Source organism: Glutamicibacter sp. MCAF14 (assembly GCF_052114325.1).
GTDB lineage: Bacteria > Actinomycetota > Actinomycetes > Actinomycetales > Micrococcaceae > Glutamicibacter > Glutamicibacter arilaitensis.
Map to the genome: position 1 here is coordinate 124,582 of NZ_JBFREO010000001.1, position 13,979 is coordinate 138,560.

The window sequence follows — 13,979 nt, forward strand, 5'->3', positions numbered from 1 at the left end:
GGAAACTTGGAGGTTTCCTGCGGCGGCCATGAATTCTTTTAGCGCTTGTTGGCCTTGCGCCGTTTCTTGGCAGTAGCGCGCAGCTGGATTACGCGGGCCACTCCGGCGATCGCAACCACCAGGGCACCGCCAACGGCGGCAAAGAATAACGCCAGTCCAAGGTTGACCTGTCCCTGATAAGCGAAGTAGTTCAGCGTCACCTGATCCTGGTTCTGGGCGATGAAGACAATCAGTAAGATCAGGACGACCAGGCCGAAGATCGTAGCGGTCCAGATGCGCCCCAGCTTTGTGGCTGGAAGCTTGTTTGTGCCGGCAGGTCCGGACTGCTGGACCTTGGAATCCATCGGCAAGGTAGTCTCCAGCTCGCCTGCGGGTGAGTTTGCTGGAATCTCGTTTTGTTCTGGTGTTCGATCGGCTGTAGCCATGATGAACTCGCTTTCCTTGTCTCCGGGACTGCTTTCAGCATCCTCGAGAGCTAGGCCCCAAGTCAAGCTAAAGATATGGGTATATCTCAGGTTGCCAGAGAGCTCCGAGGTTCAGCAGGACACCGGGAAATGTGCTTTGGGCTACTAAGCTGGAGGGCAACTCGACTTTTCAGGCGGGAACCGAAACCTGGAAAACCGTCTGACAAATATCTCTTGACAGAAAGAAGTGAGTAACCAGCTATGGCACAAGCCGCAGCAATGGCCCACATTGCAGACCTGGCCGAATACGTCGCAACCTCGCCATCGAGCTACCACGCTGCAGCCTCGGCCGCGAAACGCCTGGATGCCGTTGGATTCAACGCTTTGGACGAAAAGCAGGCCTGGAACTTGGGTCCCGGCTCTTACTACGTCATCCGCGACGGAGCGATCATTGCCTGGGTGCAGCCAGAAGCAGCTACCGCGACCAGCGGCTTCCATATCCTTGGTGCCCACACCGATTCCCCCGGTTTCAAGCTCAAGCCAAAGCCAACCATCGGTTCCAACGGCTGGTGGCAAGCAGGCGTTGAAGTTTACGGCGGACCTCTGCTCAATTCCTGGTTGGACCGCGAACTGGTGCTCGCCGGCCGTTTGGTTCTCAAGGACGGTTCCGAACATCTAGCCCAGACCGAACCGATCCTGCGCATCCCGCAGTTGGCTATTCACCTTGACCGCCAAGTCAACGAAGGGTTGGCCCTGGACAAACAGACCCACACCAACCCAGTCTTCGGCGCAGGCGATTTGGCGGATGCTGACATTCTGGCGATCCTAGCGAAATCTGCAGGGGTCAACCCGGCGCAGGTAGCTGGCTACGACATCCTGACCGCTCCTGCCCAGCGTGGCGAAGTCTTCGGCGAAGGCAAGAACTTCTTCGCCAGCTCGCGATTGGACAACCTTTCTTCGGTGCACGCGGGCCTGATCGCATTGGCTGATCATTCCCGCAAGCCAGCAGGCAATCACATTGCGATGCTGGCGGCTTTTGATCATGAAGAACTAGGTTCATCGTCGCGATCGGGTGCCTGCGGACCGTTCTTGGAAGAGCTGATCAACCGCATCCAGGCATCCCTGGGCGGCAATGTTGAAGACAATGCCCGTGCGCTGTCGAACTCGGTGTGCTTGTCTGCAGATGCCGGCCATGCCGTGCACCCGAACTACCCCGAGCGCCACGACCCAGCCAACCGTCCGCAGTTGAACGCAGGCCCGTTGCTGAAGATCAACGCCAACCAGCGCTATGCCACCGACGCTGTCGGTGCCGCCGCATTCGCCAACTGGTGCGAGGCTGCCGGTGTTCCGTACCAGGAATTCGTTTCCAACAACCGCGTGCCTTGCGGCTCAACCATCGGTCCGCTGACCGCGACCCGAATCGGCATTCGCACCCTGGACGTGGGCGTAGCGCTGCTGTCCATGCACTCCGCTCGCGAGATGTGCGGCGTGGATGATCCTTGGTACCTGTCCAAGGTTTCGCGCGAATTCTTCGGAGCCTAGTTAGGCCAACGCGAAGAGCCAGCCGCTAGGCTGGCTCTTCGCTTTCCCCAGGCGTCGGCTCCGGATACGCCCAAACGGTGGCATAATCGGCACCATGACGATCTTCAACCAGGACATGTTGATTTTCCAGCAGACGAAGAATTTCTCCAAGAACGACTTCGCGATCCGTGATCAGACCGGACAGCAGATTGCCCATGTGGATACCGGCGGAAGTACGTTGGGTCGCATGTTTGCGGGAGCCAGAGAGCTTACGGTCTTTGACGGACCAGGCAATCCGGTCATCATTGTCAAAGATACGATGACCGTCGGCCGCGATCGTTTTGAGATCCTCGATGGCAACGCGGGCCCATTAGCCAGCTTGGTCAAGAAAATCACCTTCTTCAAGACCCGGGTCGCCATCTCGATGCTGGGGGAAGAGCTCGAATTATTGGGAAGCATCTGGGACTTCGACTTTCAGATCACTGGCCCCGGCGGAGTTCTGGGAACCGTGACCCGGGAGTGGTCCGGGATGGGCAACGCCTTGCTCGGCAAATCAACCTACGCCCTGCGATTGGCGGAAAATCTCACCATACAGCAACGCCAAGCGGTGATCGGCTCGGTGCTGGCACTGGACTTGATCCGTGAGAAGCAGCAGCGGAACTCGTAACACCCTGGAATAGTCGTCGCTGGTAATACTTCTCCACAGCAGGTCAAGCGGTCTCTCGGCTGTCTGACGTGCTGTTGTCGGGTAACTGTCGCCTGGATGTCGTGGTGCTTTCGGTGTGCTATTGGCTAGCGTGAGGAGCATGAATGAATCACGGATTGCAGAACTTCGTCGTGTTAAGGGCTGGACGCAAGAACGACTGGCCACGGAAAGCGGCATTACTGTCAGGACGGTCCAACGCCTTGAAGCAGGCAACGACGCGAGCTTGGAAACTATCTCGCTGGTCGCCAAAGCCTTGGATGTGCAGGTTGGTGATCTTTTCAAAAGCGTTCAAACTCCAAAATTCTCCGAGGCCGTAGATGGACTCGAAGCCAGAACCCAAGCGGACCAGGAACGCCGGGATTCAGCAATCAAGGGGATCCTGCTAGTGTTCCGCGGGCTGGGCATCCTGGTCACCTTCGGCACAATCATCCTGGCAACCACCGGCAACTTTGGCTGGTACATCTGGCTGCTGATCCCGGCATACTGGGGCGTCGGGAACCTGTTGCTCGAAGCAGTTTTCCGGTTGAGTCTCGATTCCAAACTTGATGCCAAATATCCACTGTCCACGCCAAATAGGAAACTACTGGGTTAGAGCCCAAGTCGCGAAGCCCTAGCCGTGGGACCACTCATGAGGTTCCCACGGGTCGTTAGACCGCCAGTTGCTCATTTATAACCTGCTGTTTACCCCGTGCTGGTCTGATCAATGACTATGAGTTCGAATTCCCCGCAGGTCAAGAATTTCCGTCCGGAGATCCAGGCCCTCCGTGCCCTGGCGGTGCTGCTGGTCGTTGCCTATCACCTCGAACCGTCGGTAGTTCCCGGCGGCTACATCGGCGTCGATATCTTCTTCGTCATTTCCGGTTTCCTGATTACCTCGCACCTGCTGCGAGAAGCCGAACGCACCGGTCGGGTCAAGCTCGCGGCCTTTTTTGCCGGGAGAGCGCGAAGAATCCTTCCTGCTGCCATGCTAGTGATCCTGGTGGTTGTCGCGGCAAGCTTCTTGATCCTGCCCAAAACGCAATGGGAAACTCTGGGTACCCAAGCGATTGCTTCGGCATTCTCGGTGCAGAACTGGGTGCTCGCCGCGGACTCGGTCGATTACCTGGCTGCAGATCAAGTTCCGGGGCCGTTGCAGCACTTCTGGTCGCTGGGTGTTGAGGAGCAGTTCTATCTGTTTTGGCCGTTGCTGGTTCTAGCAGTGTGCTTGATGGCCAAGCCGAATGCTGATCCTCGTGGCGATGGGTTCGCCTCTCGGCGCCGCATGCTCTGGATGATCTTCGCCGGCATCGCAGTGGTTTCGCTGTGTTACTCGGCGTATGCCGGCTACTCCGGAAATGCCGCCGGATACTTCATTACCACCACCCGTGTTTGGGAATTGGCAGTCGGCGGACTTCTCGCCTTGGCGGTTCAGGCGCACGCCAATGGCTCCTTGGCGCTGCCAGCGTGGGCGATGAGCTGGCAGCTGAGGAATCTGGCGGTGCTTGCAGCGTTAGCGGCGATCTGCTTCGCGGCGTTCAGCTACAACGCCCAAACCGTCTTCCCCGGCATTGCGGCGGCCATTCCGGTTCTTGGCTGCGCCGTGGTGATTGCTGCAGGCAGCACTCGCGGGCCCGGATCCTTGCATCCATTGGTGAACTGGGCTCCGGTTCAGTGGGTTGGCCTGGCCTCGTATTCGCTGTACCTGTGGCATTGGCCGTTGATCGTGTTCTTCATTGAGCTTGCTGGCGGCGAGCCTTCGCCGTGGCAGTCAGTAGCGTTGCTGGCTGGGTCGCTGCTGCTGGCCTGGGCCAGCCTGAAGTGGGTTGAAGCTCCTTTGCGCAGTTTCCGCCCGCTGGCCAGTTCCCCTGCCCGGTCCTTGGTTGCCGGGGCGGTAATGGTCGGGCTCGCGGCTTCGCTCGCGACGCTGCCAGGCACCATGCAAAAACGGCTTGTTGACCAGGAGCGGCAAGAGCTGACCACGATGATGCAAAGCCCTCCCGTTGGTTTTGGTGCTGCGTCCGTTGCCCAGGGTGCCCCCGCTTTTGTAGCAGGCCATCAGCAGGTCGTCCCGTTGCCTGCCACGGCAGCTGAGGACCAGCCGGATCTGGGTGACTGCGTCCAGGAACCAAAGTCCATGCAGATCAAGGAATGCGAATTCGGCAGCAAGGACGCCACCTATACCGTGGCGCTGGTGGGAGATTCACATGCGGCGCATTGGTTTGAAGCCGTGCATGGATACGCCCAAAGCAAGGGCTGGAAAGTAGTGACTTATCTGAAAAATTCCTGTCCATTCTCAGCGGCTCAGCGCAAAGCGGATCAAGATGGCAGCATCAACTGCGAAGAAGCAATCGGTCAGAGCCTCCAGGCCTTGAAGACGCGCGATGACATCAACGCGGTGATCACAGCGAACTGGGGTGGAGCCACCTTCACCACTGACGCAGCGAAGGGCCAAGCCGCGATCTGGTCCGAACTCGAAGACGCCGGCCTTCCGGTCTATGCCATTGTGGACACCCCGCGGCCTCCACAGGACTCCTATGCACGTGATTGCGTGGAAGAAAACGCGCAAGACCCGGAGAAATGCGCGTTCCCGGAAAAGGGTGCTTTCGAAAAGGGCGATGCCACCGAGCGTGCTGCCGAACTGGAACCGCGCGTCGAGGTACTCGACTTCAGCGACCACTTCTGCATGGAGGGAACCTGCCCTGCCGTGGTGGGAAACGTCCTGGTCTACCGCGACAAGCACCACATCAGCGACACCTATATGGGCACCTTGGCGCCGGTCTTCGGCCAAAGGATCGAAAAGGCGCTCGCTGCCAACTAGCCCGGCATGATTTAGGACACCTAGGCTTATGCAACTTGGGGTCTCTCGGGTAGGATTGGAAGGTCTGTGCTACTGCACGCCCGAAACTTGGGTGCCGCGGAGCATGGATAACGCAAGAACCTCCTGTTGCGGAAATACCGCGACCGTTTAGCCCAAAGGAGGTGGGTTCACATGCGTGCTTATGAACTTATGGTCCTCATCGATCCAGAGGTCGATGACCGCACCGTAGAGCCAACTCTCGAGAAGTACCTCGAAGTTGTTCGCTCAAATGGTGGAACGATCGACAAGGTTGATATCTGGGGACGTCGCAAGATGTCTTACGAGATCCAGAAGAAGGCAGAAGCCACTTACGTAGTGGTGAACTACACCGCAGAACCAGCTGCTTCGGCTGAACTTGAGCGTCAGCTGAAGATCAACGAACTGATCCTGCGCCACAAGGTCACCCGTCCGGAAGAGGCACGCGTTTAATTACGCGCAACCTTCCGTCGTAGGAATTAACGTTCAATCTTTCTAAGGAGAGTCAATGGCAGGCGAGACTGTTATTACCGTTATCGGCAACCTGACCGCCGATCCGGAGCTGCGTTTCACGCCATCCGGTTCAGCCGTAGCGAACTTTACGATCGCTTCGACTCCTCGCACCTTTGATCGCCAGTCCAATGAGTGGAAGGACGGGGAAGCCCTGTTCTTGCGCGCATCGGTTTGGCGTGAGGCTGCAGAGAACGTTGCTGAAACGCTGACCAAGGGCATGCGTGTCATTGCCCAGGGTCGGTTGCGTTCACGTTCTTACGACACCAAGGAAGGCGAACGTCGCACCGTCATGGAGCTTGAAGTCGATGAAATCGGCCCATCGCTCCGTTTCGCGTCCGCCAAGGTCACCCGTACCCAGCGCTCCGGCGGTGGCAACGGTGGCTTCGGCAATGGTGGTGGAGGCTTCTCCAACGCACCACAGCAAAGTGCTCCAGCTCAGGCGCCGCGTCAGCAGCAGCCTCAGCAGGGTGGCGGATGGAATGCTCCAGCCGCAGACCCATGGAGCACCGGCGGAAACAACGGTGGCGGCTGGGGCAACCCAGGCGCAGACGAACCACCTTTCTAAACAATATTTATTCACCATCCCGCAGATCATTCTGCGGGCTCCAAAACTAAGGAGCTCCACGATGGCTAAGGCTGAAATCCGTAAGCCCAAACCAAAGTCCAACCCATTGAAGGCCGCTGACATCACTGTCATCGACTACAAGGACACCGCACTGCTGCGCAAGTTCATCTCCGACCGCGGTAAGATCCGCGCTCGTCGCGTGACCGGCGTTTCCGTTCAGGAACAGCGCAAGATCGCACAGGCAATCAAGAACGCACGTGAAGTAGCCCTGCTGCCTTACTCCGGCGCTGGCCGCGGCTAAGGAAGAGGGGATATAACAACATGGCAAAGATCATTTTGACTCACGAAGTATCCGGTCTCGGTGCTGCTGGCGATATTGTCGAGGTAAAGAACGGCTACGCCCGTAACTACCTGCTGCCACGCGGCTTCGCAATCGTCTGGACCCAGGGCGGTGAGAAGCAGGTGGAGTCGATCAAGGCTGCACGTGCTGCTCGCGCCGTTGCAAACCTTGAGGATGCTCAGGCACTTGCAGCTAAGCTGAAGTCCCAGCCGGTGAAGATCACCATGAAGGCTGGCTCGAACGGTCGCCTGTTCGGCACCGTCAAGACCACCGAAATTGCTGCTGCCGTAGAGGCTGCCGGTCTGGGTAAGATCGACAAGCGCAACATCGAGGTCAACGACCAGATCAAGTCGACTGGCAACTACACCGCAACCGTTCGCGTTCACGCTGACGTTGTTGCAAACCTGCGTCTGCAGGTTGTAGCTGCTGCAAAGAAGTAAGTCTTCTAGACACAGCTTCTGACCAAGAGGTGGCGTGCACTCCGCAAGGAGAGCACGCCACCTCTTGGTGATTAAACGGATTTCTTTGGGCCGCCGGATCAACGAGCGCGCAGACTCCAAGGCGATTCCGTCTGGCCCTTCATGGCGTAACCGGGACTTGGCCCATAATTCACCAGATCGTCTTGCATCCAATGCGTCATAATCATTGGCTTGGCCACTTTGCAGCAATAGCCTCAAAGAAGAGAATGTGCTCAGCCAGAACGATCGAGAGAAACGGTGGAACAAATGGGTTTTGCGTATGCCGATCCGGAAGTATTGACGCAGCAGCAACGCGAGGCCGTTGCCGAGCATCGACGCCATGTGCAGCATGAGTCGCGCAGGCTCTCGCTGCGCGCACTGCGCGAAGAAGCAGAGCTGAGCCAGGTGCAAGTTGCAAGCGTCATGAAGCTGAGCGTGGACCGCATCGCCCGCATGGAGACCGGGGACCTTGACCGCGTCCAGCTGTCCACCCTGCGTCGCTATGCAGAATCGCTGGGCGCGCGCTTGCAGGTCAAGGCGATCCGCGACGATTCTCATGCGGAACTAGGCTAACTGCGCTGCGGCAGTTATTTGAAGGCTAAATCCTACGCCAATAGCATTCCTGACCGACCGGTCAGCGCAAATAGAACCCACCTCATCGAGAAATGCGCCACCTATCGCGCAGACGTGCACAGTGAGGTCTGACTCACGCCAATGACCGGCTAAAGTGTTCCGATGAGATGCAGGTTACAGGCCCGTGTCACAAGGAAGTCTAGAAGGGGTTATTTTGCACGAGCGTATTCACCACCGGGCCTTTACCGATCGTTTGATGAGTGCCGAGCAGGCAGCAGAATTCATCAAGCCGGGCATGACCGTCGCAATGAGCGGCTTCACCGGTGCCGGATACCCGAAGTCCGTTCCCGGGGCATTGGCCGCCCAGATGGAACGCCAGCATGCAGCAGGCAAAGACTTCAAGATCAACGTGCTCACCGGTGCATCCACCGCCCCTGAGCTGGACGGCGTGCTGGCCAAGGCCGAAGGCATGAACCTGCGCCTGCCGTACATGTCCGACCCTGAGCTGCGCCGCCGCATCAACGAGGGCAACATGGAATACATGGACATCCACCTGTCCCATGTCGCCCAGCACGCCTGGTTCGGCTTCTACGGCAAGATCGACGTGGCCATCGTGGAAGTTGTCGGCGTGACCGCCGAGGGCGACCTGATCCCTTCCAGCTCGGTAGGCAACAACAAGACCTGGCTGGAGATGGCCGACAAGATCATCATCGAGGTCAACTCCCAGCAGTCCGCCGCCATGGACGGCATGCACGATATCTACTACGGCACCGCCCTGCCGCCGCACCGCAAGCCAATCGACCTGACCACGGTGCGCGACCGCATCGGCCAGAAGTACCTGGACGTCGACGTGAACAAGATCGTCGCGGTCGTGGAAACCGACGCACCGGACCGGTTGAGCCCCTTCGCACCAGTAGACGAGACCAGCGAGAAGATCGCCGATCACCTGCTGGGCTTCCTGGACTCCGAGATCCGCGCCGGCCGCCTGTCCGAGAAGCTGCTGCCGCTGCAGTCGGGCGTCGGCAACATCGCCAATGCCGTGCTCGCTGGCCTGGCCCGCGGCGGCTACAAGGGCCTGACCGCCTACACCGAAGTCATCCAGGACGGCATGCTTCAGCTGATCAAGGACGGCACCATCGAGTTCGCCTCCGCCACCAGCTTCTCGCTGTCCTCCGAAGGCATCGAGGAATTCAACCGCAACGTGGAGCATTACCGCGAACGCATCCTGCTACGTGCCCAGGAAATCTCCAACCACCCGGAGATCATCCGCCGGCTGGGCTGCATTGCCCTGAACGGCATGATCGAGGCGGATATCTACGGCAACGTGAATTCCACCAACGTGCTGGGATCGCACGTGATGAACGGCATCGGCGGTTCGGGCGACTTTGCCCGCAATGGCTACCTGTCGGTGTTCATGTCCCCGTCCACCGCCAAGGGCGGCAAGATCTCGGGCATCGTTCCTTTTGCCTCGCACGTGGACCACACCGAGCACGACACCATGATCCTGATTACTGAACAGGGTCTGGCCGACCTGCGCGGCCTCTCGCCTAAGCAGCGTGCGCAGATTGTCATCGACAACTGCGCCCACCCGGACTACCGCCCGATGCTGCAGGATTACTTCGATCGTGCACGCAAGGAAAGCTACGGCAAGCACACCCCGCACCTGCTGGGCGAAGCCCTGAGGTGGCACCAGCGCTTCCAGGAGACCGGAGACATGCGCCCGGCCAGCTAGCCGCCGGCCTGGCCCGGCGCGATGCGCACGATGCGGTCATCGCCGGTTGCCGGCTGGCCGCGCCCGTCGGTGTTGTTGGTCAGCACCAGCAGCCCGCCGCCAGGATCCACCATTACGTCGCGCAGCCGGCCGAGCCGGCCATCGAGCAGTTCATGCTCGGTGGCCGGCTTTTCCAGTTCCACCGCGCGCAGCACTTCACCGCGCAGATTCGCCAGGTAGGCCGTGCCATCGAGGATGGCGATGCCGCTGGGGCTGGCCTCGGAGGGGGACCACTGCGCAATCGGATCGATGTACGACTGGCTTCCGCCGCTTTTCCCTTCGGTTTCGGGCCAGCCGTAGTTCCCGCCGGCCTCGATGATGTTCAGCTCGTCGAAGGTGTTCTGCCCGAACTCGCTGGCGTACATGGTGCCATCATCACTCCACGCCAGGCCCTGCGCATTGCGGTGCCCATAGCTGTAGACATGGGAATTCTCGAACGGATTATCGCCCGGCACGCTTCCATCAGGTGCCATGCGCAGGATCTTGCCGCCCAGCTGCTGCAGATCCTGGGCTTGCCGGGGGTTGCCCGCATCGCCCACGGTGGCATAGAGCATCCCGTCGGGGCCGATGGCCAGCCGCCCGCCGTTGTGGATGCTGGCCGAGGGCAACCCGTCAATCAGGGTGCGCGGCGCCGACAGCGAGAGATTCCCGGCGCTGCCTTGCAACGTGAACCGCTGGATGCGGTTGCCGGATTCAGCGGTGGAATACGCAAAAAGCTGGTCTGGGGCGAGGAAGGCCAAGCCCAGCAGTCCGCCTTCTCCCGTCGCCACCAGATCATCGAGCCGGGCTAATTCGCGCAGTTCTCCGGACTCCGAAACCTCCACGATTCGCCCGGAATCACGTTCGCTGACCAGCAAGCTGCCCTGCGCGTAGGCCATGGACCAGGGGGCTTCGAGTCCGGTGGCCAGTGGTGCTGGAACAGCTTGCGATTCGGTAGCCGTGATTGGAGGAGGCGTTGGCGTGGAGCATCCGGCGAGGACCAAAGCGCTGAGCAGGACGCCGGAACCCAGAAGGCGGTTCATCGCTTGCTATGCGTGGGCCGGATGATGGCGCGTCGGGCGATAGGTCAGTTCCTGGGTCCGGCCGTCCAGCAGCTTGGCGTCGACCAATTCAAGATCGTAGTCATCGACCCCGCCAAATACCGGTGCGGAGCCGCTATGCCCGGTCAGGACCGGGAAGATGGTCACCTGGATGAAGTCCACCAGACCCGCTGCCAGCAGGGAATGATTCATTGCCAAGCAGCCGTGAGAGCGCAGCGGAACATCTGAAGTTTCCTTGAGCTGTGCGACGACTTCCAACGCATCTGCGCGTTCCAGTGCGGGATTCGGCCAGGACAGCGGCTCTTCCAAAGTGGTTGAGATGACGGTGGCGGGCTTGTCGTGCAGGGCAACGCCCCAGGCATCTTCTACCTCGGGATTATTCTCGATTTCCGCCCAGAATCGGCTGAAGAGCCGGAAGGTGTTGGCTCCGAAAACCATGCGGCACGCCGGAGTGTAGAGATCGAGGCGGCGGGACAGCAGCTCTGGCCCCTGCTTTCCCCAGTAACCGCCCCAATCGCCACCGGCGCTGCCGAAGCCATCGAGGCTGCTGAACACATCGAATGTATAGGTCGCACTCATGGCCAATCTCCTGGAGCCTGGGCGTTAGATGCCACCTACCGTACGCCTCCGCCCGCAGTGTGGAAACCCGTTAGGCCCGATTCTCAGGCAAATCCACATTTTGGGTACGCAGCTGGCCGCGGGACATCTGCTTGCCGGTGGATTCATCGGTGATGATGACCTCCCAGAGCTGTTGGGTGCGCCCTTGGAACAATGCGGTGGCGAGAACCAGGACCCTGGCGCCGGTGGAAGGACGAAGGAAGTCGGTGGCGTTGTGCACGCCCACGGCGAATTGCCCGCGTTCGGCCACCGCGTAGCTGGCGCCCACTGATCCTGCACTCTCGATGATCGAGGTGTATACGCCGCCATGCACTACGTCCCAAGGGGTGTGGTGGTTCTCGTCCAGCTGCGCGTGGCCGCGTACTTCCGTGGCCGTGATTTCGTCGAATTCCAAACCGATGCTTTCGGTGAAGCGGCTGGTCTTGTTGGGAATCCGCGGTGCAGTGTTTTCCAATTGGTGATCCTCGGGCTAGTTCGACGTGCTGTCTTCGAGCACCTGGGCGCGCAAGACATTCTTCTGCACCTTACCAGTGGAAGTGCGCGGCAGATCCTGCGGGAACAGAATGGTTCTTGGCACCTTGAAACCGGCCAGCTTTTCGCGGGCGAATTCAATCAGCGTTTGGGCATCCAGGGTGGATCCGCTGGCGCGGATGACATAAGCCACCGGACGTTCGCCCCACTTCTCGTCGGCAATGCCGATTACTGCCAGATCCAGCACGTCCGGGTGCGAGGCCAGCGCCTGCTCCACCTCGATGGTGGAGATGTTCTCGCCGCCGGAAATGATGATGTCCTTGGCACGGTCGCGCACCTGGATGTAGCCATCCGGGTGCATGACGCCCAGATCTCCGGTGTGGAACCAGCCGCCATGGAAAGCTTGGGCGGTGGCGGCTTCGTCGCGGTAGTAGCCGATCATGACATTATTGCCGCGCAGCACGATTTCACCCATGCTCTGCCCATCGGCCGGAACATCGTTCATGTTCTCATCAACAATGCGCGCGGACTCGGCGGTGATCATGCCAACGCCTTGGCGTGCCAGTTTCGCGGCCCGGCCCGGGCCATCGAGCTCATCCCATTCATCCTGGTACTCGCAGACCGTGTACGGGCCGTAGACCTCGGTGAGCCCATAGACGTGGACGACCTCGATGCCCAGCTTTTGCAGCTTGGAGATGATTGCCGGTGACGGGGGAGCGCCTGCGGTGGTGATGCGCAGCGGGGAATCGAGCTGGTGGGCGCGGGTGGAGTCGGCGATGATGGAGCAGACGGTCGGGGCGCCGCACAGGTGGGTGGTCCCCAGATTCTCGATGGCATCCCAAACAGCATCTTCTCGCAACCCGCGCAGGCTCAGGTGGGTGCCACCGGCCGCCGTGACCGCCCACGGGGTGCACCAGCCATTGCAGTGGAACATCGGCAGAGTCCACAAGTAGCGGGTTTGTGCGGTGAAGCCCTGGTGGTGCGCTTCGCCCAAGGAGTTCAGGTAGCTGCCGCGGTGCGAGTAGAGCACGCCCTTGGGCTTGCCGGTGGTGCCCGAGGTGTAGTTCAGGGTGATCGGGGCCCGTTCGTCAGCGATCGCGTAGGGAAGCTTTTCATCGGAGGCTTCGGCCAGCAGCTCATCCAGGGTGGCATCGACCTGGACGTTTGGGCGTGCTCCGTCATATTGGTCATCGGTGATCTCGATGAGGGCATCCAGCGTCGGGTTCTCCCGGCGCAGGGTCTTGGCGTTTTCCAGCAGTTCGGTATCGGCGAGCATCAGCTTCGCCTCAGAATGATCAACGATGTACTGCAGTTCGTGGGCCGAAAGCCGGGTGTTCAGGGCAATGAGCACGCCACCGGCCAGCGGCACGGCGTAGTGCGCCATGAGCATCTCTGGAGTGTTCGGCGCCAGGACGGCGACGCGGTCACCGGGCTCAATGCGTGCTTTGAGCGCTTGGGCAAAGCGGTGCACTCGTGCTTCGAACTCGTTATAGGAATAGCTGCGGGTTCCATGGATGACGGCGCTTTTATTCGGGTAGACCTCGGCGGTGCGTTCCAGGAAGCGCAGTGGGGTCAATTCTGAATGGTTGGCCTGAATCTCTACCATGGTGTGGCTATTCCTCAATCGTCATCGCGGGTACGGTCAACATTAAGCAGGAGTGTGACTCAACGCACTCTGTGACCAATAATGGCATGAACCTCGGCGTCATGCGGAGAAACCAAGTTTCATTACGGTGGGCGGTAGGGAATTCGCGGCAGGGCTCTAGTTTCCGGAAGAATGCTGATCTCATGCCGATTCGGCGGTCGCGGGGCCTTGCTGCGCTCGTCGGCCGGAAGGTTCTAGCGACAACGTCATTCAACGAATAAAAGACTGCCAAATGCGCGCTAGTGATGGGTTGAATCGAACATTTCTTTAAATATTGCGATTTGCGAAGTGAAATGTTTGACGCTTCTTCGTCATGGGCCATATCGTTTTAATCAGAATCAAGAGCATCAGCTATAAGCCCTGGCTTGCTGATCGGCAACCCTCTCAACGGTAGTGGGGTGCTCCAGGTGAGGATTCGGTTCCACACAAAATGTGCTGGAACAAGTACCGCACACGGCGCGGGATATCAGCTCAAGCGGCTTCGGGTAACAAGAAGCCTTAGCTTACGAGCTACTGCGCGGTGGGCAAGACCGAAGGAATCG

At 59.6% G+C, this 13,979-nt stretch carries 15 protein-coding genes and 1 riboswitch; of the genes, 10 read left to right on the plus strand and 5 right to left on the minus strand.

Annotated elements, in window-relative coordinates:
• Nucleotides 1-38: 38 nt before the first annotated feature.
• Nucleotides 39-425: a LapA family protein gene (locus tag AB4Y71_RS00590; RefSeq protein WP_441717184.1), complete on the minus strand. Its 387-nt coding sequence runs from the start codon at nt 423-425 to the stop codon at nt 39-41.
• Between the two features lie 258 nt (nt 426-683).
• Here AB4Y71_RS00590 and AB4Y71_RS00595 point away from each other — a divergent pair, with 258 nt between their 5' ends.
• From AB4Y71_RS00595 to AB4Y71_RS00640, 10 genes are all read left to right on the plus strand, one after another.
• Nucleotides 684-1,946, plus strand: a complete 1,263-nt coding sequence (locus tag AB4Y71_RS00595) for a M18 family aminopeptidase (RefSeq protein ID WP_441717186.1) — start codon at nt 684-686, stop codon at nt 1,944-1,946.
• A gap of 94 nt (nt 1,947-2,040) precedes the next feature.
• Nucleotides 2,041-2,592 carry an LURP-one-related/scramblase family protein gene (locus AB4Y71_RS00600; protein ID WP_013350688.1) on the plus strand — a complete coding sequence of 184 codons (552 nt, stop codon included), beginning with the start codon at nt 2,041-2,043 and terminating at the stop codon, nt 2,590-2,592.
• A 139-nt stretch (nt 2,593-2,731) separates the two neighbouring features.
• Entirely contained in the window at nt 2,732-3,223 is a 492-nt protein-coding gene (locus AB4Y71_RS00605) for a helix-turn-helix domain-containing protein (RefSeq protein WP_441717188.1), read from the plus strand.
• 117 nt (nt 3,224-3,340) lie between these two features.
• Nucleotides 3,341-5,428 carry an acyltransferase family protein gene (locus AB4Y71_RS00610; protein ID WP_441717189.1) on the plus strand — a complete coding sequence of 696 codons (2,088 nt, stop codon included), beginning with the start codon at nt 3,341-3,343 and terminating at the stop codon, nt 5,426-5,428.
• A gap of 171 nt (nt 5,429-5,599) precedes the next feature.
• Entirely contained in the window at nt 5,600-5,896 is a 297-nt protein-coding gene (gene rpsF / locus AB4Y71_RS00615; protein ID WP_013350685.1) for a 30S ribosomal protein S6, read from the plus strand.
• 55 nt (nt 5,897-5,951) lie between these two features.
• A complete protein-coding gene (locus AB4Y71_RS00620; protein ID WP_013350684.1) occupies nt 5,952-6,521 on the plus strand; it encodes a single-stranded DNA-binding protein in 570 nt (189 codons plus the stop codon).
• Between the two features lie 61 nt (nt 6,522-6,582).
• A complete protein-coding gene (gene rpsR, locus AB4Y71_RS00625) occupies nt 6,583-6,822 on the plus strand; it encodes a 30S ribosomal protein S18 (protein WP_013350683.1) in 240 nt (79 codons plus the stop codon).
• Between the two features lie 20 nt (nt 6,823-6,842).
• On the plus strand, nt 6,843-7,301 hold the full coding sequence (rplI, locus tag AB4Y71_RS00630) for a 50S ribosomal protein L9 (protein ID WP_013350682.1): 459 nt from the start codon (nt 6,843-6,845) through the stop codon (nt 7,299-7,301).
• A gap of 285 nt (nt 7,302-7,586) precedes the next feature.
• On the plus strand, nt 7,587-7,892 hold the full coding sequence (locus tag AB4Y71_RS00635; protein WP_013350681.1) for a helix-turn-helix domain-containing protein: 306 nt from the start codon (nt 7,587-7,589) through the stop codon (nt 7,890-7,892).
• A gap of 214 nt (nt 7,893-8,106) precedes the next feature.
• On the plus strand, nt 8,107-9,624 hold the full coding sequence (locus AB4Y71_RS00640; protein WP_441717190.1) for an acetyl-CoA hydrolase/transferase family protein: 1,518 nt from the start codon (nt 8,107-8,109) through the stop codon (nt 9,622-9,624).
• Here AB4Y71_RS00640 and AB4Y71_RS00645 read toward each other — a convergent pair.
• From AB4Y71_RS00645 to AB4Y71_RS00660, 4 genes are all read right to left on the minus strand, one after another.
• The gene (locus AB4Y71_RS00645; RefSeq protein WP_441717192.1) at nt 9,621-10,685 is read right to left on the minus strand and encodes a PQQ-dependent sugar dehydrogenase; all 1,065 of its coding nucleotides are present in this window, start codon (nt 10,683-10,685) and stop codon (nt 9,621-9,623) included. The genes AB4Y71_RS00640 and AB4Y71_RS00645 overlap by 4 nt on opposite strands.
• 6 nt (nt 10,686-10,691) lie before the next feature.
• Complete coding sequence (locus AB4Y71_RS00650; protein ID WP_441717193.1) at nt 10,692-11,282, minus strand: dihydrofolate reductase family protein; 591 nt, start codon at nt 11,280-11,282, stop codon at nt 10,692-10,694.
• A gap of 70 nt (nt 11,283-11,352) precedes the next feature.
• Entirely contained in the window at nt 11,353-11,775 is a 423-nt protein-coding gene (locus AB4Y71_RS00655) for a PaaI family thioesterase (RefSeq protein WP_441717195.1), read from the minus strand.
• Nucleotides 11,776-11,790: 15 nt separating this feature from the next.
• Nucleotides 11,791-13,398, minus strand: coding sequence for a long-chain-fatty-acid--CoA ligase (locus AB4Y71_RS00660; protein ID WP_441717197.1), 1,608 nt, complete (start codon nt 13,396-13,398; stop codon nt 11,791-11,793).
• A 375-nt stretch (nt 13,399-13,773) separates the two neighbouring features.
• Nucleotides 13,774-13,890: riboswitch (SAM riboswitch) on the plus strand.
• The last annotated feature ends 89 nt before the right edge of the window (nt 13,891-13,979 follow it).

Coding starts and splice junctions, on each gene's coding strand:
- AB4Y71_RS00590 (WP_441717184.1), bottom strand. CDS start 425: ATGGCTACAGCCGATCGAACACCAGAACAAAACGAGATTCCAGCAAAC.
- rpsF (WP_013350685.1), top strand. CDS start 5,600: ATGCGTGCTTATGAACTTATGGTCCTCATCGATCCAGAGGTCGATGAC.
- AB4Y71_RS00620 (WP_013350684.1), top strand. CDS start 5,952: ATGGCAGGCGAGACTGTTATTACCGTTATCGGCAACCTGACCGCCGAT.
- rplI (WP_013350682.1), top strand. CDS start 6,843: ATGGCAAAGATCATTTTGACTCACGAAGTATCCGGTCTCGGTGCTGCT.
- AB4Y71_RS00610 (WP_441717189.1), top strand. CDS start 3,341: ATGAGTTCGAATTCCCCGCAGGTCAAGAATTTCCGTCCGGAGATCCAG.
- AB4Y71_RS00650 (WP_441717193.1), bottom strand. CDS start 11,282: ATGAGTGCGACCTATACATTCGATGTGTTCAGCAGCCTCGATGGCTTC.
- AB4Y71_RS00600 (WP_013350688.1), top strand. CDS start 2,041: ATGACGATCTTCAACCAGGACATGTTGATTTTCCAGCAGACGAAGAAT.
- AB4Y71_RS00605 (WP_441717188.1), top strand. CDS start 2,732: ATGAATGAATCACGGATTGCAGAACTTCGTCGTGTTAAGGGCTGGACG.
- AB4Y71_RS00595 (WP_441717186.1), top strand. CDS start 684: ATGGCCCACATTGCAGACCTGGCCGAATACGTCGCAACCTCGCCATCG.
- AB4Y71_RS00645 (WP_441717192.1), bottom strand. CDS start 10,685: ATGAACCGCCTTCTGGGTTCCGGCGTCCTGCTCAGCGCTTTGGTCCTC.
- AB4Y71_RS00635 (WP_013350681.1), top strand. CDS start 7,587: ATGGGTTTTGCGTATGCCGATCCGGAAGTATTGACGCAGCAGCAACGC.
- AB4Y71_RS00660 (WP_441717197.1), bottom strand. CDS start 13,398: ATGGTAGAGATTCAGGCCAACCATTCAGAATTGACCCCACTGCGCTTC.
- rpsR (WP_013350683.1), top strand. CDS start 6,583: ATGGCTAAGGCTGAAATCCGTAAGCCCAAACCAAAGTCCAACCCATTG.